The organism is Leifsonia shinshuensis (assembly GCF_013410375.1).
GTDB lineage: Bacteria > Actinomycetota > Actinomycetes > Actinomycetales > Microbacteriaceae > Leifsonia > Leifsonia shinshuensis.
The window spans coordinates 761,776-785,943 of sequence record NZ_JACCFL010000001.1 but is presented as its reverse complement, the minus strand read 5'-3'; the positions used below and the strand labels follow the sequence as shown (position 1 = coordinate 785,943).

The 24,168-nt window shown below is 72.7% G+C and carries 18 protein-coding genes and 1 pseudogene; 11 read left to right on the top strand and 8 right to left on the bottom strand.

Annotated elements, in window-relative coordinates; all coding sequences use genetic code 11:
- Nucleotides 1-165: 165 nt before the first annotated feature.
- Nucleotides 166-1,038, top strand: a complete 873-nt coding sequence (locus tag HNR13_RS03895; protein WP_179604537.1) for a phosphotransferase — start codon at nucleotides 166-168, stop codon at nucleotides 1,036-1,038.
- Nucleotides 1,039-1,113: 75 nt separating this feature from the next.
- On the opposite strand, the gene HNR13_RS03890 is transcribed toward HNR13_RS03895, so the two are convergent.
- A complete protein-coding gene (locus tag HNR13_RS03890) occupies nucleotides 1,114-3,150 on the bottom strand; it encodes a DEAD/DEAH box helicase (protein WP_179604536.1) in 2,037 nt (678 codons plus the stop codon).
- Between the two features lie 278 nt (nucleotides 3,151-3,428).
- On the opposite strand from HNR13_RS03890, the gene HNR13_RS03885 reads away from it, so the two are divergent.
- From HNR13_RS03885 to HNR13_RS03875, 3 genes are read left to right on the top strand one after another with little or no spacing between them, the layout of a single operon-like run.
- Nucleotides 3,429-4,955, top strand: a complete 1,527-nt coding sequence (locus HNR13_RS03885; protein WP_179604535.1) for a phytoene desaturase family protein — start codon at nucleotides 3,429-3,431, stop codon at nucleotides 4,953-4,955.
- Nucleotides 4,955-5,413, top strand: coding sequence for an SRPBCC family protein (locus HNR13_RS03880; protein WP_179604534.1), 459 nt, complete (start codon nucleotides 4,955-4,957; stop codon nucleotides 5,411-5,413). The genes HNR13_RS03885 and HNR13_RS03880 overlap by 1 nt, the downstream gene beginning before the upstream one ends.
- Before the next feature lie 44 nt (nucleotides 5,414-5,457).
- Entirely contained in the window at nucleotides 5,458-5,919 is a 462-nt protein-coding gene (locus HNR13_RS03875) for a GNAT family N-acetyltransferase (RefSeq protein WP_179604533.1), read from the top strand.
- On the opposite strand, the gene HNR13_RS03870 is transcribed toward HNR13_RS03875, so the two are convergent.
- Nucleotides 5,916-6,299 carry a phage holin family protein gene (locus tag HNR13_RS03870; protein ID WP_179604532.1) on the bottom strand — a complete coding sequence of 128 codons (384 nt, stop codon included), beginning with the start codon at nucleotides 6,297-6,299 and terminating at the stop codon, nucleotides 5,916-5,918. The two genes, HNR13_RS03875 and HNR13_RS03870, sit on opposite strands and share 4 nt — an antisense overlap.
- Nucleotides 6,300-6,397: 98 nt before the next feature.
- Here HNR13_RS03870 and HNR13_RS03865 point away from each other — a divergent pair, with 98 nt between their 5' ends.
- Nucleotides 6,398-7,462, top strand: a complete 1,065-nt coding sequence (locus tag HNR13_RS03865) for a S1C family serine protease (protein WP_343063450.1) — start codon at nucleotides 6,398-6,400, stop codon at nucleotides 7,460-7,462.
- A 6-nt stretch (nucleotides 7,463-7,468) separates the two neighbouring features.
- Here the strand turns inward: HNR13_RS03865 and HNR13_RS03860 are convergent, their stop codons facing one another.
- On the bottom strand, nucleotides 7,469-8,227 hold the full coding sequence (locus HNR13_RS03860; protein WP_179604531.1) for an IclR family transcriptional regulator: 759 nt from the start codon (nucleotides 8,225-8,227) through the stop codon (nucleotides 7,469-7,471).
- A gap of 101 nt (nucleotides 8,228-8,328) precedes the next feature.
- On the opposite strand from HNR13_RS03860, the gene hutH reads away from it, so the two are divergent.
- The 3 genes from hutH to hutI all read left to right on the top strand — a co-directional run bounded on the left by hutH (nucleotide 8,329) and on the right by hutI (nucleotide 12,879).
- Complete coding sequence (gene hutH, locus HNR13_RS03855) at nucleotides 8,329-9,918, top strand: histidine ammonia-lyase (protein ID WP_179604530.1); 1,590 nt, start codon at nucleotides 8,329-8,331, stop codon at nucleotides 9,916-9,918.
- A gap of 118 nt (nucleotides 9,919-10,036) precedes the next feature.
- Nucleotides 10,037-11,719, top strand: a complete 1,683-nt coding sequence (gene hutU / locus HNR13_RS03850; RefSeq protein ID WP_179604529.1) for a urocanate hydratase — start codon at nucleotides 10,037-10,039, stop codon at nucleotides 11,717-11,719.
- Complete coding sequence (gene hutI, locus HNR13_RS03845) at nucleotides 11,719-12,879, top strand: imidazolonepropionase (protein ID WP_179604528.1); 1,161 nt, start codon at nucleotides 11,719-11,721, stop codon at nucleotides 12,877-12,879. The genes hutU and hutI overlap by 1 nt, the downstream gene beginning before the upstream one ends.
- 177 nt (nucleotides 12,880-13,056) lie before the next feature.
- Here the strand turns inward: hutI and HNR13_RS03840 are convergent, their stop codons facing one another.
- The 3 genes from HNR13_RS03840 to yczR form a co-directional block, all read right to left on the bottom strand.
- On the bottom strand, nucleotides 13,057-13,956 hold the full coding sequence (locus tag HNR13_RS03840) for an arginase family protein (RefSeq protein WP_179604527.1): 900 nt from the start codon (nucleotides 13,954-13,956) through the stop codon (nucleotides 13,057-13,059).
- Nucleotides 13,957-14,114: 158 nt separating this feature from the next.
- Nucleotides 14,115-17,549 carry an efflux RND transporter permease subunit gene (locus HNR13_RS03835; RefSeq protein ID WP_179604526.1) on the bottom strand — a complete coding sequence of 1,145 codons (3,435 nt, stop codon included), beginning with the start codon at nucleotides 17,547-17,549 and terminating at the stop codon, nucleotides 14,115-14,117.
- Between the two features lie 140 nt (nucleotides 17,550-17,689).
- Entirely contained in the window at nucleotides 17,690-19,186 is a 1,497-nt protein-coding gene (gene yczR / locus HNR13_RS03830) for a MocR-like transcription factor YczR (RefSeq protein WP_179604525.1), read from the bottom strand.
- 63 nt (nucleotides 19,187-19,249) lie between these two features.
- Between yczR and yczE the strand changes: the two genes are divergently transcribed.
- Entirely contained in the window at nucleotides 19,250-20,158 is a 909-nt protein-coding gene (gene yczE, locus HNR13_RS21985; RefSeq protein WP_179604524.1) for a membrane protein YczE, read from the top strand.
- Between the two features lie 105 nt (nucleotides 20,159-20,263).
- Here yczE and HNR13_RS03820 read toward each other — a convergent pair whose 3' ends face one another.
- A complete protein-coding gene (locus HNR13_RS03820; protein ID WP_179609107.1) occupies nucleotides 20,264-21,025 on the bottom strand; it encodes a TipAS antibiotic-recognition domain-containing protein in 762 nt (253 codons plus the stop codon).
- Between HNR13_RS03820 and HNR13_RS21980 the strand changes: the two are divergent.
- Both HNR13_RS21980 and HNR13_RS21820 read left to right on the top strand, forming a co-directional pair.
- Nucleotides 20,994-21,404, top strand: a pseudogene (locus tag HNR13_RS21980) (MBL fold metallo-hydrolase); the annotation flags it as partial. The gene HNR13_RS03820 and the pseudogene HNR13_RS21980 overlap by 32 nt on opposite strands.
- Nucleotides 21,405-21,565: 161 nt before the next feature.
- Nucleotides 21,566-21,850, top strand: coding sequence for an MBL fold metallo-hydrolase (locus tag HNR13_RS21820; RefSeq protein WP_343063449.1), 285 nt, complete (start codon nucleotides 21,566-21,568; stop codon nucleotides 21,848-21,850).
- Here HNR13_RS21820 and HNR13_RS03810 read toward each other — a convergent pair.
- Nucleotides 21,847-24,012: an APC family permease gene (locus HNR13_RS03810; RefSeq protein ID WP_246312914.1), complete on the bottom strand. Its 2,166-nt coding sequence runs from the start codon at nucleotides 24,010-24,012 to the stop codon at nucleotides 21,847-21,849. The two genes, HNR13_RS21820 and HNR13_RS03810, sit on opposite strands and share 4 nt — an antisense overlap.
- Nucleotides 24,013-24,168 lie beyond the last annotated feature (156 nt).

Sequence of the window (24,168 nt, the reverse complement as noted above, 5' to 3'; positions counted from 1 at the left end):
CGTTTTCGCGGCGGTACGCGTGTTCGCTGCGCATCCGACCGGCCGGACGCAGCGAATCTGCGCGGCCCCGCGTTCCGACGGGACGGATGGCGCGTCGTGGGGCCTCTGGACGCCGCCTCCGCCGCTCGGCAGACTCGACGGATGACCGTCTGCTAGGTTCGTCCGGTGCCGCTGACCCCGCCCGCCGACATCCCCACCGACGCCGACCTCGTCGCCGCGCTGGTCGCGGCGCAGCACCCGGATCTCGCCGGCCCGCTCCGGCTGGTGTCGGACGGCTGGGACAACCAGCTCTACCGGCTGGGCGACGCGTACGCCGTGCGCATCCCGCGGCGGGAGGTCGCCGCGCACCTGATCGAGCACGAGCAGCAGCTGCTGCCGGGGATCGCCGCCCGCGTGAGCGCGAGGGTCCCCGCTCCGGTCCGGGTCGGGGCGCCGTCCGACCTGTTCCCCTGGCCGTGGAGCATCGTCGAGTGGATCGACGGCGTCGACGGCGCGTCGGTCGGCGCGGGCGAGCGGGCGGGGATCGCCGAGGCGCTGGCGGAGTTCGTCGGGGAGCTCGCCGTGCCGGCGCCCGACGCGCCGCACAACCCCGTGCGCGGGGTCCCGCTCGCGTCACGGCGGGAGGTCGTGGCGACCCGGCTCCGCTCCCTGTCCGGGCGGATGGAGGTCGCGGCGCTGGAGCAGGCCTGGCGGGAGGCGCTCGCGGCGCCGGCGTGGGACGGCCCTCCGCTGCTGCTGCACGGCGACCTCCACCCGGGGAACCTGCTGCTCACCGAGACAGGCGGGCTGGCTGCGGTCATCGACTTCGGCGACGTCACCTCGGGCGATCCGGCGACCGACCTGGCGACCGCGTGGCTCACCTTCGACGGGGACGCCCGCGAGCGGTTCCGGGCGGCGCTCCCCGTCGCGCCCGATCGCGCGACCTGGCTCCGCGCCCGGGGCTGGGCCGTCACGATGGGGAGCGCGCTCGCCATGTCGTCGGACGACAACCCCCGCATGGCCTCCCTGGCCCGCCACGCCCTCGACCAACTGGCCTGAGAACAAACCGCCGAGTACGCAGATAATCTGCGTACTCGGCGGTTTTCGCCTGAATTATGGCGTACTCGGCGGGTGTTACGCCTGCGAGAGGGTGAGGACCACGTCGTCGCCGGGGGCGGCGGGCACGAAGTCTGCCGCGATCTCGGCGCGCTCCAGGAGCTCGCTCATGCGGCGCTGACGGTGGCGCGGGATGAGCGTCACGACCGTGCCCTGCTTGCCGGCGCGGCCGGTGCGGCCGGAGCGGTGCAGGTAGGTCTTGTACTCGTCCGGCGCGTCGGCCTGGATGACCAGGTCGATGTCGTCCACGTGGATGCCGCGGGCGGCGACGTCGGTCGCGACCAGCACGCTGACCCGGCCGCTGGTGAGCTGCGCCAGGTTGCGCGTGCGGCGCGACTGGTTGAGGTCGCCGTGCAGGCTGACCGCCGGGATGCCGGCGTCGTCCAGCTGGTCGGCCAGCATCTCGGCGAACGCGCGGGTGCGGGCGAAGATCAGCGTCTTGCCGTCGCGGTCCGCGAGCTGCTCGATGATGGCCGGCTTGTCGCGGTGCTCGATGACCAGCACGCGGTGGTCGATGGTCGAGGACGCCTGGTCCTCGCCGGCGACCTCGTGCACGGTCGGCTCGACCAGGAACTCGTCCACCAGCTGCGCCACCCCGGAGTCGAGGGTCGCGGAGAACAGCAGCTTCTGGCCGCCCTCGGAGGTGCGGCGCAGGATGCGCTGCACCGGCTCCAGGAAGCCGAGGTCGCACATGTGGTCGGCCTCGTCCAGGACGCTGACGACGACCTCGCTGAGGTCGAGGCGGCCCTGCTCCACGAGGTCCTCGATGCGGCCGGGGGTGCCGATCACGATGTCGACACCGCGCTGGAGGGCGCCGACCTGGCGGCCCTGCGGGACGCCGCCGTAGATCTGCGTGGTGAACAGGCCGACGCTACGCGCGATGGGCTGCACAGTGCGGTCGATCTGGAGGGCGAGCTCGCGGGTCGGCGCGAGGATCAGCGCGCGCGGGGCGCGGCCCAGCTGGCGCTTGCCGCCGGACTTGCCGGACTCCGCCCAGAGCTGCATGAGACGCTCGACCATCGGGGCGGCGAACGCGATCGTCTTGCCGGAGCCGGTGCGGCCGCGGCCGAGGACGTCCTTGCCCGCGAGCACGTCGGGGGTGGTGGCGGCCTGGATCGGGAACGGCGTCTCGGCGCCGAGCTCGGCAAGCGCGCGGACGATGTTGCCGCCGAGGCCCAGGTCGGCGAAGGTCACGCCCTCCACGTCCGCGGCCTGGATGGCCTCGGCCTCCAGGCGCTCGAGGACGACGTCCTCCTGCGGGGAGAACGACGGCTTCTCGTCGCGCGACGGGTAGAAGGAGGAGTCGCGGCGCGGGGCGCGGTCGTCGCGGTCGAAGCTGCGGCGCGGACGGTCGTCGGCGTCCCGGCGGGGACGGTCGTCCCGGTCGAACTGACGACGCGGGCGGTCGTCGAACTCACGGCGCGGAGCACGGTCGGCGCGGTCGAAGTCGCGGCGCGGACGGTCGTCACGGTCACGGCGGGGCGCACGGTCGTCGCGGTCGACGTCACGGCGCGGGCGGTCATCCCGCTCGAAGCGACGCGGACGGTCGTCGCTGTCGCGACGGGGCGCGCGGTCGTCACGATCGAAGTCGCGGCGCGGGCGGTCGTCCCTCTCGAAGCGACGCGGGCGGTCGTCGACGTCACGGCGCGGGGCGCGGTCGTCGCGGTCGAACTGACGGCGCGGACGGTCGTCGTACTCGCGGCGCGGCGCACGGTCGTCCCGATCGAAGCGACGCGGACGGTCGTCGTCGCGACGGCCGGCGCGGGCGCGGTCCTCCCACTCGCGCTCGGTGCGGCGGGCGTCCTTCCCGCGCGGCTCCCAGTTCGGGCGCTCGCCACGGCCGGAGCCGGTGCGGGAGTCGCCGCGGGCGCCGTAGGTGTCACGGCCGCGGGCGGCGCGGTCCTCGGCGCTCCAGCGGTTCTTCTTGCCGGTCTCGGGGGCCTCGTCGCGGTAGCCGCGGTGCTTCGGGCTGCGGCTGCCCGCACCCTTCGGCGCGTGCTGCTGCGCGGGGCGGCCGGAGCTCTGCTGTCGGGTGTTCTTCTTGTACGGGGGCATGCGTGGTTCTTCCTGGGTTGTTGTTGCGAAATGCGCGGCGGCACGCTGAAGCGCACCGGAGGTATCCCCAGCAGACATCGCCCGGGGCCGTTCACATCGTGATGAATCCGCTCACCGACTGGCTGCGGAACCGGCCCACTTGACTTACAAACCCATCCGCGCGACAAATAGGCGCGGTGTCAAGAGCCGACCTCCCAACGATACAGGATCGCGCCTGGGAGGACGCTGCCGATCCGCAACCCCCTCCCGGGCCACGGTCGCCGGGGTATACATGGGGCATGACCTCCGTCGACGCGATCGTCATCGGGTCCGGCCCCAACGGGCTCGCGGCCGCCGTCACCCTCGCCCGGGCCGGGCTGAGCGTGCACGTCTACGAACGCAACGCGACGCCGGGCGGCGGCGTCCGGACGGAGGAGATCACGCTGCCGGGGTTCCGCCACGACATCTGCTCCGCGGTGCACCCGCTCGCGCTCGCCTCGGGCTTCTTCCGCAAATTCGGGCTGGCGGACCGCGTGCCGTTCATCACGCCGTCCGCCTCGTACGGGCATCCGCTGCCGGACGGGGAGGTCGCCGTCGCCTACCGCGACCTGGAGCGCACGGCAGACGCGCTCGGCCCCGACGGCCCCGCCTGGCGCGCCCTCCTCGGCCCGCTCGCGCGCAACGCGGACGCGGTCGCCCAGTTCACCGGGTCGTCGCTCCTGCAGGTGCCGCGGAATCCGCTCGTCGCCGCGCGGTTCGGCCTCACCGCGCTGTCGCAGGGCGGCCCGTGGTGGAACCTGCCGTTCCGCACGCCGAAGCCGGGCGCCCTGCTCACCGGCGTGATCGCGCACGCCACGCTGCCGCTGCCGAACCTCGCCGCGTCGGCCGCCGGGTTGGCCCTCGCGACCTACGCGCACGCGCGCGGCTGGCCCATCCCGGTCGGCGGATCGCAGGCGATCGCGGACGCGATGGTCGACGACCTCCGCGCGCACGGCGGAGAGGTCGTCACCGGCGCGGCGATCGAGTCGCTCGGCGAGCTGCCCGACGCCCGCGCCATCCTGTTCGACACCCACGTCGCCATCGCGGCCCGGCTCGGCGAGGACCTCCTGCCCGCCGACTACCTCCGTCGCGTCGCCGGCTTCCGTGACGGCAACGGCGTCTTCAAGATCGACTTCGCGCTGTCCGGCCCGGTGCCGTGGACGAACCCCGAGCTGCTGGAGACCGCGACCGTCCATCTCGGCGGCGAGCGCGGCGCGATCGCCCGCTCCGAGCGCGTGGTGGCGGCCGGACGCGAGAGCGACGACCCCTACGTGCTCGTCGCCCAGCCCACGCTGTTCGACCCCTCGCGCGCGCCGGCCGGCAAGCACGTGCTGTGGGCGTACACGCACGTTCCACGCGGCTCCACGTCGGATCGCAGCGAGGCGGTGATCGCGCAGATCGAGCGGTTCGCGCCCGGCTTCCGCGACCTGATCCTCGCGAAGACCACCCGGACCGCGCACGAGCTGGAGGGCTACAACCCCAGCTACATCGGCGGCGACATCTCCTCGGGGATGCCCGACCTCTCCCAGCTGGTCATGCGGCCGGTGCTGTCGACCGACCCGTGGCGGATGCCGGGCCGCGGGCTCTACCTGGCCTCGTCCTCCGCCGTGCCGGGGCCGGGCGTGCACGGGCTGGCCGGCTACTACGCGGCGCGCAGCGCGCTCCGGCACGAGTTCGGGGTGACCAGGATGCCGTCGCTGGCGCCCGACCGTCCGGCCGCGGCGCCGGGCGCGCCCGCCAGCGGCTTCAACCAGACCACCGGCTTCATCGAGGAGGAGATCGCCTGATGTCCGTCAACGTCCGCCGCTTCGCGTGCACGCCCGAAGAAGTCTTCACCGCCCTCGCCGACCCCTGGGTGTTCCCGACCTGGGTCGTCGGCGCCTCGCGGATGCGCGGGGCGGACGGGCACTTCCCGGAACCGGGCTCCCGCCTCCACCACTCGATCGGGATCTGGCCGTTCGTGCTGAACGACGAGACCAGCGTCGAGGTGTGGGACCGGCCGAAACGGTTCGTGCTGGAAGCCAAGACGCGACCGGTCGGGACCGAGCGCGTCGTCATCGAGGTGCAGCCGCGCGGCTCCGGGTGCCTCGTGCGCATGGAGGAGCACGCGATCACCGGGATCGCCTCGCGCATCCCGACGCCGATCATCGATCCCATCCTGTGGATCCGCAACCGGGAGGCGCTGCGCCGACTGGAGTGGGTCGCACGCGGCATCTCGCGGCAGAAGTCGCACAAGGCGGGCTGAGCGCCGAAATCTGCCCGACATACGGGCTCGCTAGCATCGGGCGCATGACGACCACGCGCGTGTCCGCCGAGCCCGCCCGCTCCCCCGGCGTCGCCGAGCTGCTGCGGATGAGCGATGAGTTCACGTTCGCGCTGTACCCCGCCGAGAGCTGCTACCTGCTCGACATCTCCGAGCTCGAGCGTCCCGGCGTGACCGTGTTCGTCGGGCGCGACGAGGACGGCAGCGCGCTCGGTATGGCGGCGCTGGTGCGGAAGACCGACGGCAGCGCCGAGCTCAAGCGGATGTTCGTGCACGAGGCCGCGCGCGGCCGCGGGCTGGCCGGGAGCCTGCTCGGGGCGGTGGAGGCCGAGGCGTCCCGCGCCGGAGTCGCCACCCTGCAGCTCGAGACCGGCCCGCTGCAGCACGCCGCGATCGCGCTGTACGAGAGCCGCGGCTACGCGCGCATCCCGAACTTCGGCGAGTACGTCGGCGACCCGCACTCGGTCTGCTACGCGAAGGCGCTCTAGCTCCGCGCCGCGACCTTCTTCTTGAGGAAGATCAGCGGCAGCAGCCAGCCGCCGAGCGCCGTCACCACCCAGACGACGAGCGCCGCGAGTATCCAGGTCACGAAATCGTCCACCCGGATGCCGCCCGGGAGCAGCGACGCGACCAGCAGGGCGATCAGCGTCGACACCAGCCCGATCCCGCCGAGCAGCGCGGACGCGTACTTCCGGGCGAGATTGAAGATGAAAGGCGCGAGGATGCTCTGCGCCACCGCGAAGACCAGCACCGCGACCAGCAGCCCCTCCCAGTCGAGGTGGAACCCCGGCAGGAGCCAGGACGCCACCAGCAGGCCGAGGGCCGCGGTGACCACGAAGATCGCCGCTCGGATCAGGAATCTCACCATGCACGCAGGCTAGCGGCCTCCGTACCCGGCGGGAACACCCCTGTTCCGTCAGCGGCCCGTCCCGCTAGCCTGGCGCCACCGTCGACAGGGGGAAGACCGTGACCGAGCAGAAGACCACCCTGCGCAGCTGGACGATCGCACTGCTCGTGCTCGGCGCGGCGCTCGTGCTGATCGGCGGCGGGATGATCGCGGGCGGCTTCGCCGTCGCCGTCGTCTCCGCCGGACGCAGCGGCTCGTGCGACGCGGCGCGCGTCAGCGACCGCGTGCTCCCGACGGTGGTCACCATCGGCGTCACCGGTTCCCGCGGGACGAGCAACGGCACCGGCGAGATCATCACCGGCGACGGCTACATCCTCACCAACAACCACGTGATCGCCGACGCGGCGTCCGGGGCGACGCTCGCGGTGCGGTTCAGCGACGGCCACGAGCTCCCGGCCGAGCTGACCGGCCGCGACCCGAAGACCGACCTGGCCGTCATCAAGGTGAAGGACGACGCGCCGCTGCCGATCATCGAGACCGGTGACTCCGGAGCGCTGGTGGTCGGGCAGCCGGTGGTCGCCCTCGGCGCCCCGCTCGGTCTCTCCTCGACCGTGACCGCCGGCATCGTGAGCGCGCTCGGGAGGACGGTCCCGGTGCCGAGCGACGACGACCGGAACGCGGTCCTCGCCGGCGCCATCCAGACCGACGCGTCGATCAACCCCGGCAACTCGGGCGGCCCGCTGGTCGACTGCGACGGGCGCCTGGTCGGCGTCAACACGGCGATCGCGACCGTGCCGGGCTCGGGCGGGCAGGCGAGCACGGGCAGCGTCGGGATCGGGTTCGCGATCCCGGAGTCGCTGGCGCTGCCGATCGCGCACGAGCTCATCGCGCACGGCGAGGTCTCGCACCCCACCGCGGGGCTCACGGTCGTGCCCATCCCCCCGGGGGCCGCCGCCGCGTTCGGCGTGACCGACGGGCTGTTCGTGCAGTCGATCGTCTCCGGCGGCCCCGCGCAGCAGGCGGGCCTGCGGGTCGGGGACGTGATCACCGCGGTGAACGGCAACCCCGCGACCAACGTCGACGTGCTCACCGCGATCCAGGTCACCAGCAACGCCGGCGACGAGGTGAAGGTCGAGTACGTCCGCGGCGGCGCGGAGCACACCACGACCGTCACGCTCCAGTAGTGCGGGTCAGCTGCCGCGGATGCGCCGGGACAGCTCGGCCGCGGCCTCCCGCACCCGGGCGGCGAGCGCCTCCCACTCGGACGCAGGCACGTTCTCCCGGGGGAAGGTGACGGCGATGCCGGCGGCGGGCCAGCCGGCGTGGTCGCGCACCGAGACCGCCACGGACGCGAAGCCGGGCGTCACGTCGCCGTCCTCCGTGGCGTAGCCGCGCTCCCGCGCCTCCGTCACGAGCCGGCGCAGCTCGGCGTACGAGTGCGGCCCCGCTCCGGTCCGGTCCTCGAACGCGCCGGCGTCCGGGTACAGCGCGCGCAGCTGCCCGGCGGGGAGGGAGGCCAGCAGGGCGCGTCCGCTCGCCGTCAGGTGGGCCGGGAGGCGGACGCCGACGTCCGTGACCAGCCGCGGACGCCGCGGCGCGCGCTCCTCCACGATGTAGACGACGTCCCGCCCGTGCAGCACGGCGACGTGACCGGACTCGCCGATCGCGTCCACGAGCGCGGCCACGATCGGCCGGCCGAGGCGGCTGAGCGGCTGCTGCCGGGAGAACCCGCTCGACAGCTCGTAGGCGGCGACGCCGAGCCCATACCTGCGCGCCTCGGGGAAGTGCAGGACGAAGCCGTGCTCGGCCAGCACGGTCAGCAGGTGGTAGACGGTCGAGCGCGGGAGGCCGAGGGAGGTCGCGATCCCCGCGGCGGGGACCGGGCCGCGCTGGGTGGCGAGGTAGGCGAGGATGCGCAGGGTGTTCTCCGCTGCGGGGACCTTGCTCATGGTGCTCCTCCCCGCTCCGCTCGGCGGCTCGTCTGGTATCCCGGACACCGATGAGCCTAACCCCCGGGCGCCACGGAGGCGGTGCGGCGCATGATCGGAGCATGTCCGCAGTCACCACCGGTTCCACCTCCGCAACCACCCGCCGCGTCCCCGCCGAGGCCGCGCCCGTCACCGTCGGCGCCCGCCCGCTCACCATCGCGGAGGTCGTCGCGGTGGCGCGGCACGACGCGCCCGTCGTCCTCGACCCCGCGGCCCTCGACGCCGTCGAGGCGTCGCGCGCGATCATCGAAGCGCTCGCCGACGACGTCGAGCCGCACTACGGGATCTCCACCGGCTTCGGCGCACTGGCGACCACGTTCATCCCCGCGGAACGCCGCGCGCAGTTGCAGGCCTCCCTCGTCCGCTCGCATGCGGCCGGGTCGGGCCCGGAGGTCGAGCGGGAGGTCGTCCGCGCCCTCATGCTGCTCCGGCTGGCCACGCTGATGACCGGCCGCACCGGCGCGCAGCGCCGCACGGTCGAGACCTACGCCGCCCTGCTCAACGCGGGCATCACGCCGATCGTGCGCGAGTACGGCTCGCTCGGCTGCTCCGGCGACCTCGCCCCGCTCGCGCACTGCGCGCTGGCGGCGATGGGCGAGGGCCAGGTGCGCGTCGACGGTCGCCTGGTCGAGGCCTCCGACGCCCTCGCCGCCGCCGGCATCGAGCCCGTCGTCCTCGCCGAGAAGGAGGGCCTCGCGCTCATCAACGGCACCGACGGCATGCTCGGGATGCTGTCGCTCGCGCTGCACGATCTCGGCGCCCTGCTCACCACAGCCGACATCGCGGCGGCGATGAGCGTGGAGGCCCTGCTCGGCACCGACGCGGTGTTCGCCGCCGACCTCCAGCAGCTGCGCCCGCAGGCCGGCCAGGCGGTCTCCGCCGCCAACCTCCGTGCGCTGCTCGCCGACTCCCCGCTCGTGGCGAGCCACAAGGGCCCGGAGTGCACCCGCGTTCAGGACGCCTACTCGCTGCGCTGCTCGCCGCAGGTCAACGGCGGCGCCCGTGACACGGTCGCCCACGCGACGATGGTCGCGGAGCGGGAGCTGGCCTCCGCGATCGACAACCCCGTGCTCGCCCCGGACGGCCGGGTGGAGTCGAACGGCAACTTCCACGGCGCGCCCGTCGCGTACGTGCTCGACTTCCTCGCGATCGTCGTCGCGGACGTCGCGAGCATGTCGGAGCGGCGCACCGACCGCTTCCTCGACCCGGCGCGCAACCAGGGGCTGCCGCCGTTCCTCGCGCACGAGGTCGGCGTCGACTCCGGCCTGATGATCGCGCAGTACACCGCGGCGGGGATCGTGTCGGAGCTCAAGCGCCTGGCGGTCCCGGCGTCGGCGGACAGCATCCCGTCGTCGGCGATGCAGGAGGACCACGTGTCGATGGGCTGGGCCGCCGCCCGCAAGCTGCGCCGCGCGATCGACGGGCTGACCCGGGTGCTCGCGATCGAGCTGATGACCGCCGCGCGCGGCGCCGACCTGCGCGCCCCGCTGCGCCAGGGACCGGCCACCGCCGCGGTCACGACAGCGCTGCGCGCCACCGTCCCGGGCCCCGGCCCGGACCGCCACCTCTCCCCCGAGATCGAGGCCGCGGTCGCCTTCGTCGCCTCCGGCGAAGCCGTCGCCGCGGCCCTCACCACCACCGACCTCTCCTGACCTCCCGCCCCCAGCCATCGCTTCCTCACTTTCTCCCGCGACACACAGGAGGGATGCGGGAGAAAGTGAGGAACAGATGGCTGCCGGGCGGGACCATACGAACTGAAAGGACCAGATGATGCAGGGATCACGACCCGTGAGGGCTGCTCGCGGCACGGAGCTCAGCGCGAAGAGCTGGCAGACCGAGGCGCCGCTGCGCATGTTGATGAACAACCTGGACCCGGAGGTGGCCGAGCGGCCCGACGATCTGGTCGTCTACGGCGGCACCGGCCGGGCCGCGCGGAGCTGGGAGGCGTACGACGCGATCGTCGCGACGCTCCGCGACTTGGAGGCGGATGAGACGCTGCTGGTGCAGTCGGGCAAGCCGGTGGGTGTGTTCCGCACCCACGAGTGGGCTCCGCGGGTGCTGATCGCCAACTCCAACCTGGTCGGGGATTGGGCGACCTGGCCCGAGTTCCGCCGCCTGGAGGCGCTCGGCCTGACCATGTACGGGCAGATGACCGCGGGCTCGTGGATCTACATCGGCTCGCAGGGGATCCTGCAGGGCACCTATGAGACGTTCGCGGCGATCGCCGACAAGCGGTTCGGGGGATCCCTGGCCGGGACGCTCACCCTGACCGGCGGCTGTGGCGGGATGGGCGGCGCACAGCCCCTGGCCGTCACCCTCAACGGCGGCGTCGTGCTGATCGTGGACGTCGACCGCACCCGCCTGCAGCGCCGCGTCGACCACGGGTACCTCGACGAGCTCACCGACGATCTCGACGACGCGATCGCCCGGGTCCTCGCCGCCAAGGACGAGCGCCGGGCGCTGTCGGTCGGGCTGGTCGGCAACGCCGCCACCGTCTTCCCGGAACTGCTGGCCCGCGGGGTGCCGATCGATATCGTCACCGACCAGACCAGCGCCCACGACCCGCTCAGCTACCTCCCCGAAGGCATCACCGTCGCGGAGTGGCACGACCGTGCCGCCGCCGATCCGGAGGCCTTCACGATCGCCGCGCGGCTGTCGATGGCGAAGCAGGTGCAGGCGATGGTCGGCTTCCTCGACGCCGGCGCCGAGGTCTTCGACTACGGCAACTCGATCCGCACCGAAGCCCAGCTCGGCGGCTATGACCGGGCGTTCGCGTTCCCCGGCTTCGTCCCCGCCTACATCCGCCCGCAGTTCGAGGAGGGCCGCGGCCCGTTCCGCTGGGCGGCGCTCTCCGGCGACCCGGCCGACATCGCCGCCACCGACCGGGCCATCCTGGAACTGTTCCCGAACGACCACAAACTGGCCCGCTGGATCACCCAGGCCGGCGAGAAGGTCCACTTCGAGGGCCTCCCGGCGCGGATCTGCTGGCTCGGCTACAAGGAACGCCACCTCGCCGGGCTGAAGTTCAATCAGATGGTCGCCTCCGGGGAGCTCTCCGCCCCGATCGTGATCGGCCGTGACCACCTCGACTCCGGCTCGGTCGCCTCCCCCTACCGGGAGACCGAGGCGATGAAGGACGGCTCCGACGCGATCGCCGACTGGCCGCTGCTGAACGCACTGCTCAACACCGCCTCCGGCGCCACCTGGGTGTCCCTGCACCACGGCGGCGGCGTCGGCATCGGCCGCAGCATCCACGCCGGCCAGGTCGTCGTCGCCGACGGCACCCCCCTCGCCGCCCAGAAGATCGAACGCGTGCTCACCAACGACCCCGGCACCGGCGTCATGCGGCACGTCGACGCCGGCTACGAGCACGCCGCCGACATCGCCCGCGAACGCGGACTACGCATCCCCATGCAGGAGGCCGCCGCGGTGCCCTCGGGGCCGGTCGCCTGATGCCCGGCGCGACGCTGCTGACCGGGATCGGCGAACTCGTCACCCTGGATCCCGCCCACCCCGGACCGCTCGGCATCCTCCCCGACGCGGCCCTGCTGGAAGTGGACGGCCGGGTCGAGTGGACCGGTCCCGCGTCGGCGGCGCCGCGCGATGACGCGGACGAGGTCATCGACGTCGAGGGAGCGGCCGTGATCCCGGGCTTCGTCGACAGCCACACCCACCTCGTCTTCGGCGGCGACCGCTCGGCGGAGTTCGAGGCGCGGATGGCCGGGCGACCGTATTCCGCGGGCGGCATACGCAGCACCGTCGCCGCGACCCGGGCGGCCTCCGACGAGGAGCTGCGCCGCCGGCTCGCCGGCTTCGTGCGCGAGTTGCGCGCGCAGGGCACCACGACCTTCGAGATCAAGAGCGGCTACGGGCTCACCGTCGAGGACGAGGCGCGCATCCTCCGGATCGCCCGGGAGGTCACGGACGAGACGACATTCCTCGGCGCGCATGTCGTGCCGACCGAGTACGCGGACGACCCGGACGCGTACGTGGAGCTGGTCACCGGCCCGATGCTGGACGCCTGCGCGCCGCACGCCCGCTGGGTCGACGTGTTCTGCGAGACCGGCGCCTTCACCGTGCCGCAGTCGCGGCGCATCCTGGAGGCCGGCGCCGCCCGCGGGCTGGGCGTCCGGGTGCACGCGAGCCAGCTCGGCCCGGGCGACGGCGTCGCGCTGGCCGTGGAGCTGGATGCAGCGAGCGTCGACCACGGGACCTACCTGACGGACCGCGACGTCGAGCTGCTGGCCGGATCGAACACCGTCGCGACGCTGCTGCCCGGGGTGGAGTTCTCCACGCGGCACCCGTACCCGGACGCCCGCCGACTGATCGACGCCGGCGTGCGAGTCGCGCTGGCGAGCGACTGCAACCCGGGCTCGTCATTCACGTCGTCGATGCCGTTCTGCGTCGCCGTCGCGGTGCGCGACATGGGGATGACCGTGGCCGAAGCGCTACGCGCCGCCACCCTCGGCGGCGCGGAGGCCCTGCGCCGCGAGGACGTCGGCCACCTGCGCCCGGGCGCCCGTGCCGACTACGTCGTGCTCGACGCGCCGTCGTACGTGCACCTCGCGTACCGCCCCGGCGTTCCGCTGGTCGCCCGCACCCACGTCGCCTGACGCAGCCACCGCTTCCTCACTTTCTCCCGCCCGCGCGCGGCGTGTTGCGGGAGAAGCTGAGGAACGGATGGCTGCCCAGCGGCCGTGCAGCCATCGCTTCCTCACTTTCTCCCGCCCGCGCGCGGCGTGTTGCGGGAGGAAGTGAGGAAGCGTTGGCCGGCGAGCGGGAGGCGCGGATCAGCGCGAGGCGAGGCCGGCGGCGGCTTCGAGGACGAGGAGGGCGGCGAGGCGGACCGTGCGCTGGTCGGCGGTGTCGGCGGTCGCGTCGACCTCGGCGATGTCGATCGAGCGGACGCGCGGGTCCGCCCCTGCGAGGCGCGCGAACCTCCGCAGCTCCCACGCCGCGAGGCCGCCGGGCACGGAGGCCGGGCAGCCGGGGGCGACGGAGCGGTCGCAGACGTCCACGTCGAGGTCGACGTGGATCGGGCCGCCCGCGGCGCCCGCACGCTCCAGCGCCTCCGCCATGACCTCGTCGATCGGGCGACTGTGCAGCTCGTCGCGGTGGACGACGGTGATGCCGTACTCCGCGGCCCGTAGCGCGTACGCGGCGGAGTTGGCGAAGTCGGCGATGCCGATCTGCACGATCCGGCGGCCGTCGAGGCCGGCCTCCACCAGGCGGCGCACCGGGGAACCGTTGGAGACGCCGTCGCGCAGGTCGTGGTGGGCGTCGAGCGTCACCAGCCCGGCACGCGACGCGTCGCCGCCCCAGGCGCCGAGCGCGCTAGCGACGGTGAGGGAGTTGTCGCCGCCGACGGCGACGGTCAGCCGCGATCGGGAGACGGCCTCCCGGACCGCGTCGACAGCGCGCCGCTCGCCGTCCGGGCCGTCCGGCTCGGCGACGTCCCCGGCGTCCGCGAAGCGCAGCGCCTCGACCGCCAGGTCGGGGACGTGGACCGAGTAGCGCCGCAGCGCCTCGCGCACCGCGCCGGGAGTGGCGTGCGCGCCCGTCGGGGAGAGGGAGCTCCGCCAGGTCGGCAGGCCGATCAGGGTGAGGTCCGCCTGCTCCCCGTCCGGGAGCTCGGCGAGCGACGGCCAGGATCCGGCACGGGGCCAGAGCGGATCGACGGAGAGGCTCATACGGCGACGGTAGCAACGCCCGCCGTCAGCGGCGCCGCCGCCTCACCATCGGCCGTCTGGTATCCCGGACACGCCCACCCTCCGCCCACATGCCGACGGGCACGCAAGCGCCCCTGAAACAGGGTCTCAGAGGCGTCTACGTGCCCTTCGGCGACGGGTCAGAGCTGGCGGCCGCCCGCCGGGGTCGTGAACACGGGGGGCTGCGGCGAGCCGTCATCCGTCACCGAGTCACCCACACCCGGGCCACCGGAACCGGGCCCGCCCGAGCCGGGGCCGCCTCCCGCACCGGCGGCGCCGCCGCCCTTGGCCGCCTTGCGCGCCAGCCGGCGCTCGCGGGCGCCCTCCACCAGGTTGTAGAGCGTCGGCAGCACCACGAGCGTGAGCACCGTGGACGAGATCAGACCGCCGATCACGACGATGGCGAGCGGCTGCGAGATGAAGCCGCCGTGCCCGGTCAGGCCGATCGCCATCGGCGTCAGCGCGGCGATCGTCGCGAGGGCCGTCATCAGGATCGGGCGCAGACGCCGGGAGGCGCCGTGCACGACCGCGTCGCTGACCGTCAGGCCGCGCGCACGGTACTGGTTCACCAGGTCGATCAGCACGATCGCGTTGGTCACCACGATGCCGATCAGCATCAGCACGCCGATGAGCGATGCGACGCCGAGCGGGATCCCGGAGGCGAGCTGCAGCAGGATGGCGCCGGTCGCCGCGAACGGCACCGAGACCAGGAGCAGCAGCGGCTGCCGCAGTGAGCGGAACGTCGCCACCATGACGATGTAGACGATCAGGATCGCCGCCAGCAGGGCGAGGCCGAGCTGGCCGAACGCGCTGGACTGGCTGGACGAGACGCCGCCGATCTTTGCGGTCGCTCCCGCCGGCAGGTCGGCGTCCTTGAGCGCCTTGGTCACGTCGGCATTCGCCGTCGTGAGGTTGTCGGTGGCGGGCGTCGCGGTGACCGTGGAGGTGCGCAGCCCGCGCTCGGTCGTCACGGTCGCCGGCCCCTTGGCCTCGGCGACGGTCGCCACGGAGCTGAGCGGCACGACGCCCTTGGCGGTCGGGATCGGCAGGTCGGACAGCCCGGCGACCGTGGTCGGCGGATTGTCGCTCTGCAGATAGATCTTGAGCGTCGCGTTCTCGATCGCGACCGAGCCGATCTGGGTCGGCTGCATCGCCTGCGACACGAGCGTGCCGACCGCGGCCTCGCTGAGGCCCGCCTCGGCGGCCTTCGTCCGGTCGACGCTCACCGAGACGTACGGCAGCGACGCGCTCAGGTTGTCCGTGACCTGCTTGAGCGACGACTTCTTCTTCAGCTCGGCGACGACCGAGTCGGTGGCCTTCTGGAGATCGGCGTTGGTGCTCGCGCTGATGTCCACCTGGATGTCGGTGGACCCGCCGAACCCGCTGGACGCGGACACGGTGATGTCGCCGGCGCCGGTGATCGAGGCCATCTCGTTCTGGATGGTGGTCTGCAGCTTGTCCTGGTCGGCGTTCGGGTCGGTCGTGACCGAGAAGGTCGTCGCCCCGCCCCCGCCGGTGAACGCGTCGCGCAGCGTCGAGCCGCTGGAGCCGATCGACACCTGGACGGTCTTCACGCCGGTCGTGTGCAGGAGCTTGTCCTCGACCTTGCGCGCGGCGTCGTCCTTGGTCTGGAGGCTGGCGCCCGGCTCGAGCGTCTGCGAGACGGTGAGCGAGTTCTGGCCGCTGGAGCCGAGGAAGTTCGTCTTGAGCAGCGGGAACGAGAAGAAGGTGAGGACCAGCACGACCACGGCGGCGACCACGGTGAGCACCGAGTGCTTCAGCGTCCAGCGGATGATCGGCAGGTAGCCGCGCTGCAGGAGGGACGGGTGCTCCAGCTCGTCGTGGCCGGAGGCCGTCGCCTCCGCGACCGACAGGTGCGCGGCCTCGTCGTCGTGCTCGCCGCCCTCGTGCTTGCGGGCCTTCGGCGCGCGCAGGAACCAGTACGCCAGCACCGGGACGATCGTCAGCGCGACCAGGAGCGACGAGAGCAGCGCGATGGTGACGGTGAGCGCGAACGGCCGGAACAGCTCGCCGGTGACGTCGCCGACGAACGCCAGCGGGAGGAACACCGCGACGGTCGTGATGGTGGAGGCCGTGATCGCGCCGCCGACCTCGCGCACGGCGCGGATGATCGTGACGGCCCGGTCCACCCCGGGCACGAGCTGCCGCTTGATGTTCTCGATGACGACAATCGAGTCGTCCACGACGCGGCCGATCGCGATGGTGAGCGCGCCGAGCGTGATGATGTTGAGCGTGTAGCCGCTCGCCCACATCACGATGAAGGTGATGAGCACGCTGGTCGGGATCGAGACGACCGTCACCAGGGTGGAGCGCACCGAGAGCAGGAACACCAGGATGACGATGACCGCGAACGCGAGGCCGAGCAGGCCCTCCTCCGCGAGCGAGTTGATCGACTGCGTGATGAACGGCGCCTGGTCGAACACCACGGTGATGGTGGCGTTGTGGCCGAGCTTGGTCTCCAGGCTCGGGATGAGCGCGGACACCGCGTGCGACACGGCGACCGTGTTGGCGGAGGGCAGCTTGGTGACCGCGATGGTGAGCGCCGGCTTGCCGTTGACGCGCGAGAGCGAGGTCACCGGGTCGTCGGTCTGCGCGACCGTGGCGACCTCGCCGATCGTGTGCGGCGTGGTGTTCGCGGCGGCGGCCGCGGCTGCTGCGGCCTGGCTCGCGGCCGCACCTCCGGCAGCGGAGCCCGCGGCTCCGGCGGCCCCGGGGGCGCCGGACGCACCCGCCGCACCGGACGCACCCGAAGCACCGGACGCGCCCGAAGCCCCGGACGCGCCCGAAGCTCCGGACGCTCCGGCGCTCGTGGACGACTTGATCAGCGGCAGCGCCGAGATGTCGGCCACCGACGTCAGCTGCGCCCCCGACTGGATGGTGAGCGTCTTGCCGTTCTCGGTGATCGAGCCGCCGGGGAGGAGCACGCCGTTCTGCTGCAGCGCGTCCTTGATCGCGGAGGAGCTGACACCGGCGGCGGCCAGCTTGGCCGGGTCCGGCGTGATGGTGATGCGCTGGCCGACCTCGCCGACCAGCTGCGCGTCGTTGACGCCGTTCACGGCCTTGAGGTCGGGCAGGGCGAGCTTGGTGATGGCGTCGCCGAGCGTGCGCTGGTCGGTGTCGCCGCTGACCGCGAGCTGGATGACCGGGAGGTCGTCGATCGAGCCGGAGAGCACCTGCGGGTCGACGCCGGAGGGCAGCGTCGACTTGATCCGGTTGATCGCCTGGTCGATCTTCTGCTCGGCCGTCGCCAGGTCGGTGCCGTACGTGAACTTCGCCGTGATGATCGACTGGTTGGTGCTGCTGACCGCCGAGGTGGAGTCGAGGTTCGGCACGCCCTGGATCGCGGCCTCCACCGGCGTGCTCACGTCGTGGTTGACGACCTCGGGCGACGCGCCGGAGTAGGTCGACAGCACGACGAGCTGGGGGAACGAGATGGAGGGCGCCAGCTCCTGCTTGAGGCTGCTGAGCGCGACGCCGCCGAAGATGGCGGCCACGATCGTGACGAGCGCGATCAGGGCGCGGTTCTTCATGCTGAGAACGGCGAGATAGTGCACGGAGGGTCCCCTCGGCGGAGTGTGATTGCTGGCGCGCGACGACGGCGGCGCTGCCAAAGTATCTCATTGCAGGCTGTGCAACTTCCTCATCCCCAGGTACCACGTCTGTCCTCGTCGGCGCGGTACCGGTGGAGGAGTTCTCAGACCACGCTGGGCAGCGCCGCCGCGTCGAAGTACGGCGCGGGCTCGGCCGACGCGACGGCCCAGGCGCGCTCCAGCGCGGCGAAGGCGCGCTGCGTCTCCTCCTCGCTGTAGGTGATCGGCACGCGCAGGAAGCGCTCGAACGCGCCGTCCAGGCCGAAGCGCGGGCCGGCCGCGATGAGGAGGCCGTGGTTGCGCGCGGCGAGCGCGAGCGCCGAGCTGACCGGCGCACCGATCCCGACCCAGGCCGCCAGGCCGCCGTGCAGGCGCGGGAGGCGCCACTCGGGGAAGACCTCCCCCGCCAGCCGGCGCACGGTCTCCCGCCCCGCGCCGAGCTGCACCCGGCGCTCCTCGAGGATCTCGCGGAGCTGCGGCAGCATCCGCGCCACGACCAGCTGCTCGATCATGGGCGTGCCGAGGTCGGTCGACGGCTTGGCCGCCGTGAGCCGCTGGATCAACGGGCGCTCGGCGCGGATCCAGCCGATCCGGAGGCCGCCCCAGAGGCTCTTGGAGGCCGAGCCGATCAGCAGGACGGGCGGGTCGCCGGCCCTGCGATGGGCGTAACGCGGCAGCGGCAGGTATTCGCCGACCCGGTCGATGTCGAGGTCTGCGGTCGTCTCGTCGCCGACGACCACGGTGCCGTGCGCCGCGGCGGCCGCCAGGATCCGCTCGCGGGTCGCGGGCGACATGGAGGCGCCGGTCGGGTTGTGGAAGTCCGGGATGAGGTACGCCAGGGCCGGGTTCGCCCGCCGGATCGCCTGCTCGGCAGCGTCGGCGTCCCAGCCGTCCTCCCCAGCGGGCTCGCTGCCGTCCGCCGCGAGCGCGTGCGGCGCGTCGGTGGGCGGCGTGACCGTGATCGGGAGGAGCCGGGCGCCGGCGAGCTTGAGCGCCTCCGTCGCGTGCGGGTAGGTCGGCATCTCCACCAGGGCACGGTCTCCGCGCGAGAGGAACGTGCGGGCGATCAGGGCGATGGCCTGCTGGGCCCCCACCGTCACGAGCACCTGGTCGGCCGTGGTCGGGAGGCCGCGCTCGGCGTACCGGTCGGCGATGGCCTGGCGCAGGTGCGGGAGGCCGACCGGGTCGTAGCCGGAGTCCGGGAGGAAGTGCGGCAGCTCTTCCGCCGCGGCGCGGGCGGCGGCGGGCAGCGACGTGGCCGCGGGCAGCGCCGCCTTGGTGAAGTCGAGCATCCCCTCGCCTCCCGTCGCGGGGAGGGCGAGCGCCGGGCCGGGGAGGCGCGCGACGCTTCCGGAGCCGCGCACGCTGTCGAGGAAGCCGCCCTCCCTGAGCTGCCGGTACGCGGCGCTGACCGTCGTGCGGCTCAGGTCGAGCCGGCCGGCCAGATCGCGCTCGGCGGGGAGGCGGGTGCCGATCGGGATGCGACCGTCGAGCACCAGGAGGCGGACGCGGTCGGCCAGCGACTGGTAGCCCGGGGCCGCTCCCCTCCAGTCGCCGAGGAGGGACTCGAGGGAGCGTGCGGTCAGAACGGCGTCGGGCATGCGGGCCACTTTATCTGAATTGGCATCTTGTTGTAAGGCCAATTGAGCGATTGGATTGTCAACATGTCCCGTTTCCTCCTCGTCCGCCGCATCGGCCAGCTCCTCGTCGGACTGTTCCTGTACGGCATCGCGATCGCGCTGATGGTCCGCGCGGGGATCGGCGTCTCGCCGTGGGACGTGCTGGCGCAGGGTGTGTCGTACAAGACCGGCATCCCGTTCGGGCTGGTGACCAACCTGGTCGGGCTCGTCGTGCTGGCGTTCTGGATCCCGCTGCGGCAGCGGCCGGGGCTCGGGACCGTGCTGAACGTGCTCCTGGTCGGGCCGAGCGCGCAGCTCGGGCTGTGGCTCATCCCGCAGCAGACCGTGCTGTGGGCGCAGGTGCTGGTGTTCGCCGCCGGCCTGCTGCTGCTCGCGGTCGCGACCGGCCTCTACATCGGGCCGAAGCTCGGCCCGGGACCGCGCGACGGGCTGATGACCGGCCTGCACGCCCGCACCGGACGCCCGATCTGGGCCGTGCGGACGGCGATCGAGGTCACGGTGCTCATCATCGGCTGGTTCCTCGGCGGCAACGTCGGCATCGGGACGCTCGCGTTCGCGCTGCTGGTCGGGCCGCTGTGCAGTCTCACCCTCCCGTTCTTCGCCATCCGGCTGCCGGAGCCCGCGCCCGCGGACGCCGCGCTGGAGGGCGAGCTGGAAGGCACGGCGGAGCAGGGCCCCGGCCTCCGCGCGGAGGGTGCGGACGAGCGGGATGCCGTCCGTTTCGACGTGCGAGACGGCATCCTGCTCGAGTCCGACGCTGCCGCCCGGTCGCGTGCGGTGGACCGCGCGGACTCCCCGCTGGTGCGCGGCCCGCAACCCGACCGCGCCCCCGCCGAGCCGCCGGCCGCGCGCCCGTCCCGCCTCATCGCCGCCCACTGGCTCGACGACCGCCTCACCGGCCGCTCCCGCCGCCCCCGCACCCGCCGCGCCTGACCCGCTCCCGCACCCCGCCAGCTGCCGAGCACAGGAAAACCGTCGTGATCCGGGTCCGGATCGCGACGGTTTTCCTGTGCTCGCGGGCAGGCGAGGGGGCGAGGGTCAGGCGGGCAGGGACTCGGCGTAGATGCGGAGGGCGTCGCGCACGAAGGTGGCGCCCTCCACGCCGCCGTAGTTGGCGGCGAAGCGCGGGTCGGCGACGTACATGTCGCCGAGCCCGGTCAGATAGGCCGGACGCGGCGCGCCCGTGCCGTAGCCGGGCGTGCCCGGGATGTCGGCCAGCCAGTCGGCGTGCCGGCGCGCGAGCGCCTGCGCCTCCTCCGACCCAGGGTCGACCCCCCGCGCGGCGGCGGCCGTCCAGTCGGCGGCGAGCGCCTTCTGCCGCTGCTGCCAGCCTGAGCGCTCCTCAGCGGTCATCCCGCGCCACCAGCGGTCGGACGCCGCGTACGCGTCCTTCCCCCAGCGCTCCTCGACCTCCTCCTTGTACTGGGTGTGGTCGAAGCCGTCGAACATCTCCTCAGCCACGATCTCCCCTCCTTCCTCCACAGCGTGGATCGTCGACTCGACCGACGCGATCTGCCGCGCCAGCCGCTCCCGCTCACTGCGCAGCCACGTCAGGTGGTCGCGCAGCGCGGGGACCGCATCCTGCCGGTCGTCGAGCACGCGGGCGATGGCCGGGAGGCCGAGCCCGAGGTCCCGCAGCAGGAGGATGCGCTGCAGCCGCACGAGGGAGTCGCGGTCGTAGTGGCGGTAGCCGTTGGCGGCGATCCGGCTCGGCGGGAGCAGGCCGAGCTCGTCGTAGTGACGCAGCGTCCTGCTCGTCGTGCCGGCGATGCGCGCGATGTCCTGGATGCTCCAGTCCACGGTCGCCTCCACCATGATCCGTCTCCTCTCGTGGGATGCGCTAACCACGTTAGAAGTTGACGTTACGTCAAGGTCAAGCTCGGCGCGATACTGTCTGCGTGTGCGTGAAATCCGTTCGATGACCACCGTCGCCCCCGGCATCCTCTTCGTCGAGGGACCGGCCTCCAACTGGACCGTCTTCCACGGGCGCGGGCACGTCGAGCTGGTCGACTGCGGCTATCCGGCCGACCGCCCGCTGGTCGAGAAGTCGATCGCCGCGACGGGGCTCGAGGTCTCGGCCCTTTCCCGCATCGTCGTCACGCACGGGCACTCCGACCACCTCGGCGCGGCGCGCGACTACAGCGAGCGCTCCGGGGTGGAGGTGCTGGCCGCCCCGGGCGAGCTGCCGAACGTCCGCCGTGAGGTCACGGAGCAGGTGACGGTCGCGGATCTGATGCCGGTCGCGCTCCGCCGGGCACCATCCCGTGGGCGGTCTCGGCCATCCGCGCGGGCGGTCTCGGCGACGTCGGCGTCGCGGCGGCGCAGGCGATCACGGCCGACGTGCTCGAACTGTCGACCGGGCACCGCTTGGAGGTGCTGCCGACCCCCGGCCACACGACGGGCCACGCCTGCTTCTTCGAGCCGGACGCCGAGGTCCTCATCACGGGCGACGCGCTCGTCTCCGGACACGCGCTGCTCGACGACGAGGGCGAGCTGCAACAGCTGCCGGCGTTCTTCCACCACGACGCGGCCGGGGCGGAGGCGAGCGCTCGGAGGCTCAGCCTGTGCGACGCGCGCTGGGTGCTGCCCGGCCACGGGCCGGCGCTGCGGTTGTCAGGCGGCTAGCGCTTCGCCTTGGCCGGCACGGCCTCCTGCTCGCCGGAGCCTTGCGACGCACGCTCGCTCCCACCCACCGGCGGCACCGCCAGCTCCCCGGGAGCCGCGAACTCGCTCTGCTCCCCCGAGGTGATGGGCGTCGGGTGGATGTGGATCCGCGCTCGCGCCGCCGACGCCGGCGCCAGCGGACGCCGCGCGATCGGGCGCGTCGGCTCGCCGCGCCGGTCCTGTCCCGGCAGCGGGCGCGACCGGCGGCCGTAGATCAGCGACGACGAGTCGAGCAGCCACGGGACGAGCGCGACGGTGACGCCGTGGCACAGCATGAGCTGCTTGCTCAGCCGGCGGGCGCGGTGGTTGTGCAGCAGCGACTCCCACCAGTGGCCGACGATGTACTGCGGCAGGTAGACCGTCACGACCTCGGAGCCGTGCTCCTCGCGGCGGTGCTTGAGGTACTTGATCACCGGCACGCCGAACTCGCGGTACGGCGACTCGATGATCGTCAGCGGGACGTGGATGTTCTGCTCGATCCACTGCCGCTGCAGCTTCTGCGTGGCCTCCTCCTCGATGGAGACGTGGACCGCCTCGATCGAGTCGTGCCGCGCCGCGATCGCGTAGTCCAGCGCCTTCAACGCCGGCTTCTGCATCTTGCCGATGAGGACGACGGCGTGGTCGCCGACGCTGCCGAAGGTCGTGACCGGGTCGACCTCGATCTCCTTCTCCACGTCCCGGTAGTACCGGTTCACGCCGAGCATCAGGAACCAGAGGATCGGCATGAAGATGAAGACGAGGTAGGCGCCGTGCGTGAACTTCGTGATCGTCACCACGATGAGGACGACGAAGGTCAGGGTCGCGCCGAACGCATTGATGCAGAGCGAACGGACGATGCTGCTGCGCTCGCGCTGGCTCAGCACGGCCGCGCCGTCCGTGCCGCTGCCGCGCAGCATCGTGACCCAGTGCTTCACCATCCCGGACTGGCCGAGCGTGAACGAGACGAAGACGCCGATGATGTACAGCTGGATGAGCTGCGTCAGGTTCGCCTGGTAGACGAGCAGCAGGACCGTCGCGGCGAGCGCCAGCAGGATCATGCCGTTCGAGTAGACGAGCCGGTCGCCGCGGGTGTTGAGTGCCTTGGGTGCGTAGGAGTCGCGGGCGAGCACCGAGCCGAGCAGCGGGAATCCGTTGAAGGCGGTGTTCGCGGCTAGCAGCAGCACGACCGCGGTGGCGGCCTGCACGATGAAGAAGAAGAAGGTGTTGTTGCCGAACGTCGCCGCGGCGATCTGCGCGATCAGCGAGCGCTGCGGGGAGGTGGCGCACTGGGCCCAGCCCTGCAGGTCGCACGGGTTCTCCGCGTAGTGCACGCCGCTGATCAACGCGGTGGCGGTGAGGCCGGCGAACAGGACGATCGCGATGCCGCCCATCATCGCCAACGTGGTGCGGGCGTTGCGGATCTTGGGCGTCCGGAAGGCGGGGACGCCGTTGGCGACGGCCTCCACACCGGTCAGCGCGGAACAGCCGCTGGAGAAGGCGCGCAGGAGGAGCAGCACCATCGCCGCCTGCGTGACGCTGCTGGTGTGCACGACGTAGCCGGCCGACTCCGCGACCGGCGCGCTCCCCAGGACGGTGCGGACGAGCGCGGTGACGATCATCACCGCAATGCTGCCGATGAAGATGTAGGTCGGCAGCGCGAACGCCTTGCTGGACTCGCGAACGCCGCGGAGGTTGACCGCGGCGAGGATGATCACGCAGAGCACGGCGAGCTCGACCCGCCACGGCGCGAGGAACGGCAGCGCGGAGATGACATTGTCGACGCCGGACGCGACCGACACGGCGACGGTCAGCACGTAGTCGACGAGCAGGGCGGAGGCGACGACCAGACCGGCCTTCTCACCGAGGTTCTTGTGCGCCACCTCGTAGTCGCCGCCACCCGAGGGGTAGGCCTTGACCAGCTGGCGGTAGCTCAGCACCACGGTGATCATCAGGACGACGACGGCCGCCGCGACCCAGGGCGCGAACGTCAGGAAGGACAGCCCGCCCAGCAGCAGGATCATCAGGAGTTCCTGCGGCGCGTACGCGACGCTGGACAGTGCGTCGCTGGCGAAGATGGGTAGGGCGAGGTGCTTCGGGAGCAGCTGCCCTTCGAGCTTCTCGCTCGGCAGCGGGTCGCCGATCAACCAGCGCTTCGGGGATCTCCCCTCATTTGTCACGAGGGTCGAGAATACTCGCTGCCAAAATGCTGTCAAATCGGCGCGTCGCGTCCTCGCCGGTCCGGGATTCCGCCAACACTGGGTCGGCGCCCCGCGGAGCGTCCGTTGCCGCGGATTCTCGCG

Excerpts from the sequence above, each read along its gene's own strand:
- HNR13_RS03885 (WP_179604535.1), top strand. The coding sequence starts at position 3,429 with ATGACCTCCGTCGACGCGATCGTCATCGGGTCCGGCCCCAACGGGCTC.
- hutH (WP_179604530.1), top strand. The coding sequence starts at position 8,329 with ATGTCCGCAGTCACCACCGGTTCCACCTCCGCAACCACCCGCCGCGTC.
- hutI (WP_179604528.1), top strand. The coding sequence starts at position 11,719 with ATGCCCGGCGCGACGCTGCTGACCGGGATCGGCGAACTCGTCACCCTG.
- HNR13_RS03860 (WP_179604531.1), bottom strand. The coding sequence starts at position 8,227 with ATGAGCAAGGTCCCCGCAGCGGAGAACACCCTGCGCATCCTCGCCTAC.
- HNR13_RS03890 (WP_179604536.1), bottom strand. The coding sequence starts at position 3,150 with ATGCCCCCGTACAAGAAGAACACCCGACAGCAGAGCTCCGGCCGCCCC.
- HNR13_RS03840 (WP_179604527.1), bottom strand. The coding sequence starts at position 13,956 with ATGAGCCTCTCCGTCGATCCGCTCTGGCCCCGTGCCGGATCCTGGCCG.
- HNR13_RS03875 (WP_179604533.1), top strand. The coding sequence starts at position 5,458 with ATGACGACCACGCGCGTGTCCGCCGAGCCCGCCCGCTCCCCCGGCGTC.
- HNR13_RS03880 (WP_179604534.1), top strand. The coding sequence starts at position 4,955 with ATGTCCGTCAACGTCCGCCGCTTCGCGTGCACGCCCGAAGAAGTCTTC.
- HNR13_RS03870 (WP_179604532.1), bottom strand. The coding sequence starts at position 6,299 with ATGGTGAGATTCCTGATCCGAGCGGCGATCTTCGTGGTCACCGCGGCC.
- yczE (WP_179604524.1), top strand. The coding sequence starts at position 19,250 with ATGTCCCGTTTCCTCCTCGTCCGCCGCATCGGCCAGCTCCTCGTCGGA.
- hutU (WP_179604529.1), top strand. The coding sequence starts at position 10,037 with ATGCAGGGATCACGACCCGTGAGGGCTGCTCGCGGCACGGAGCTCAGC.
- yczR (WP_179604525.1), bottom strand. The coding sequence starts at position 19,186 with ATGCCCGACGCCGTTCTGACCGCACGCTCCCTCGAGTCCCTCCTCGGC.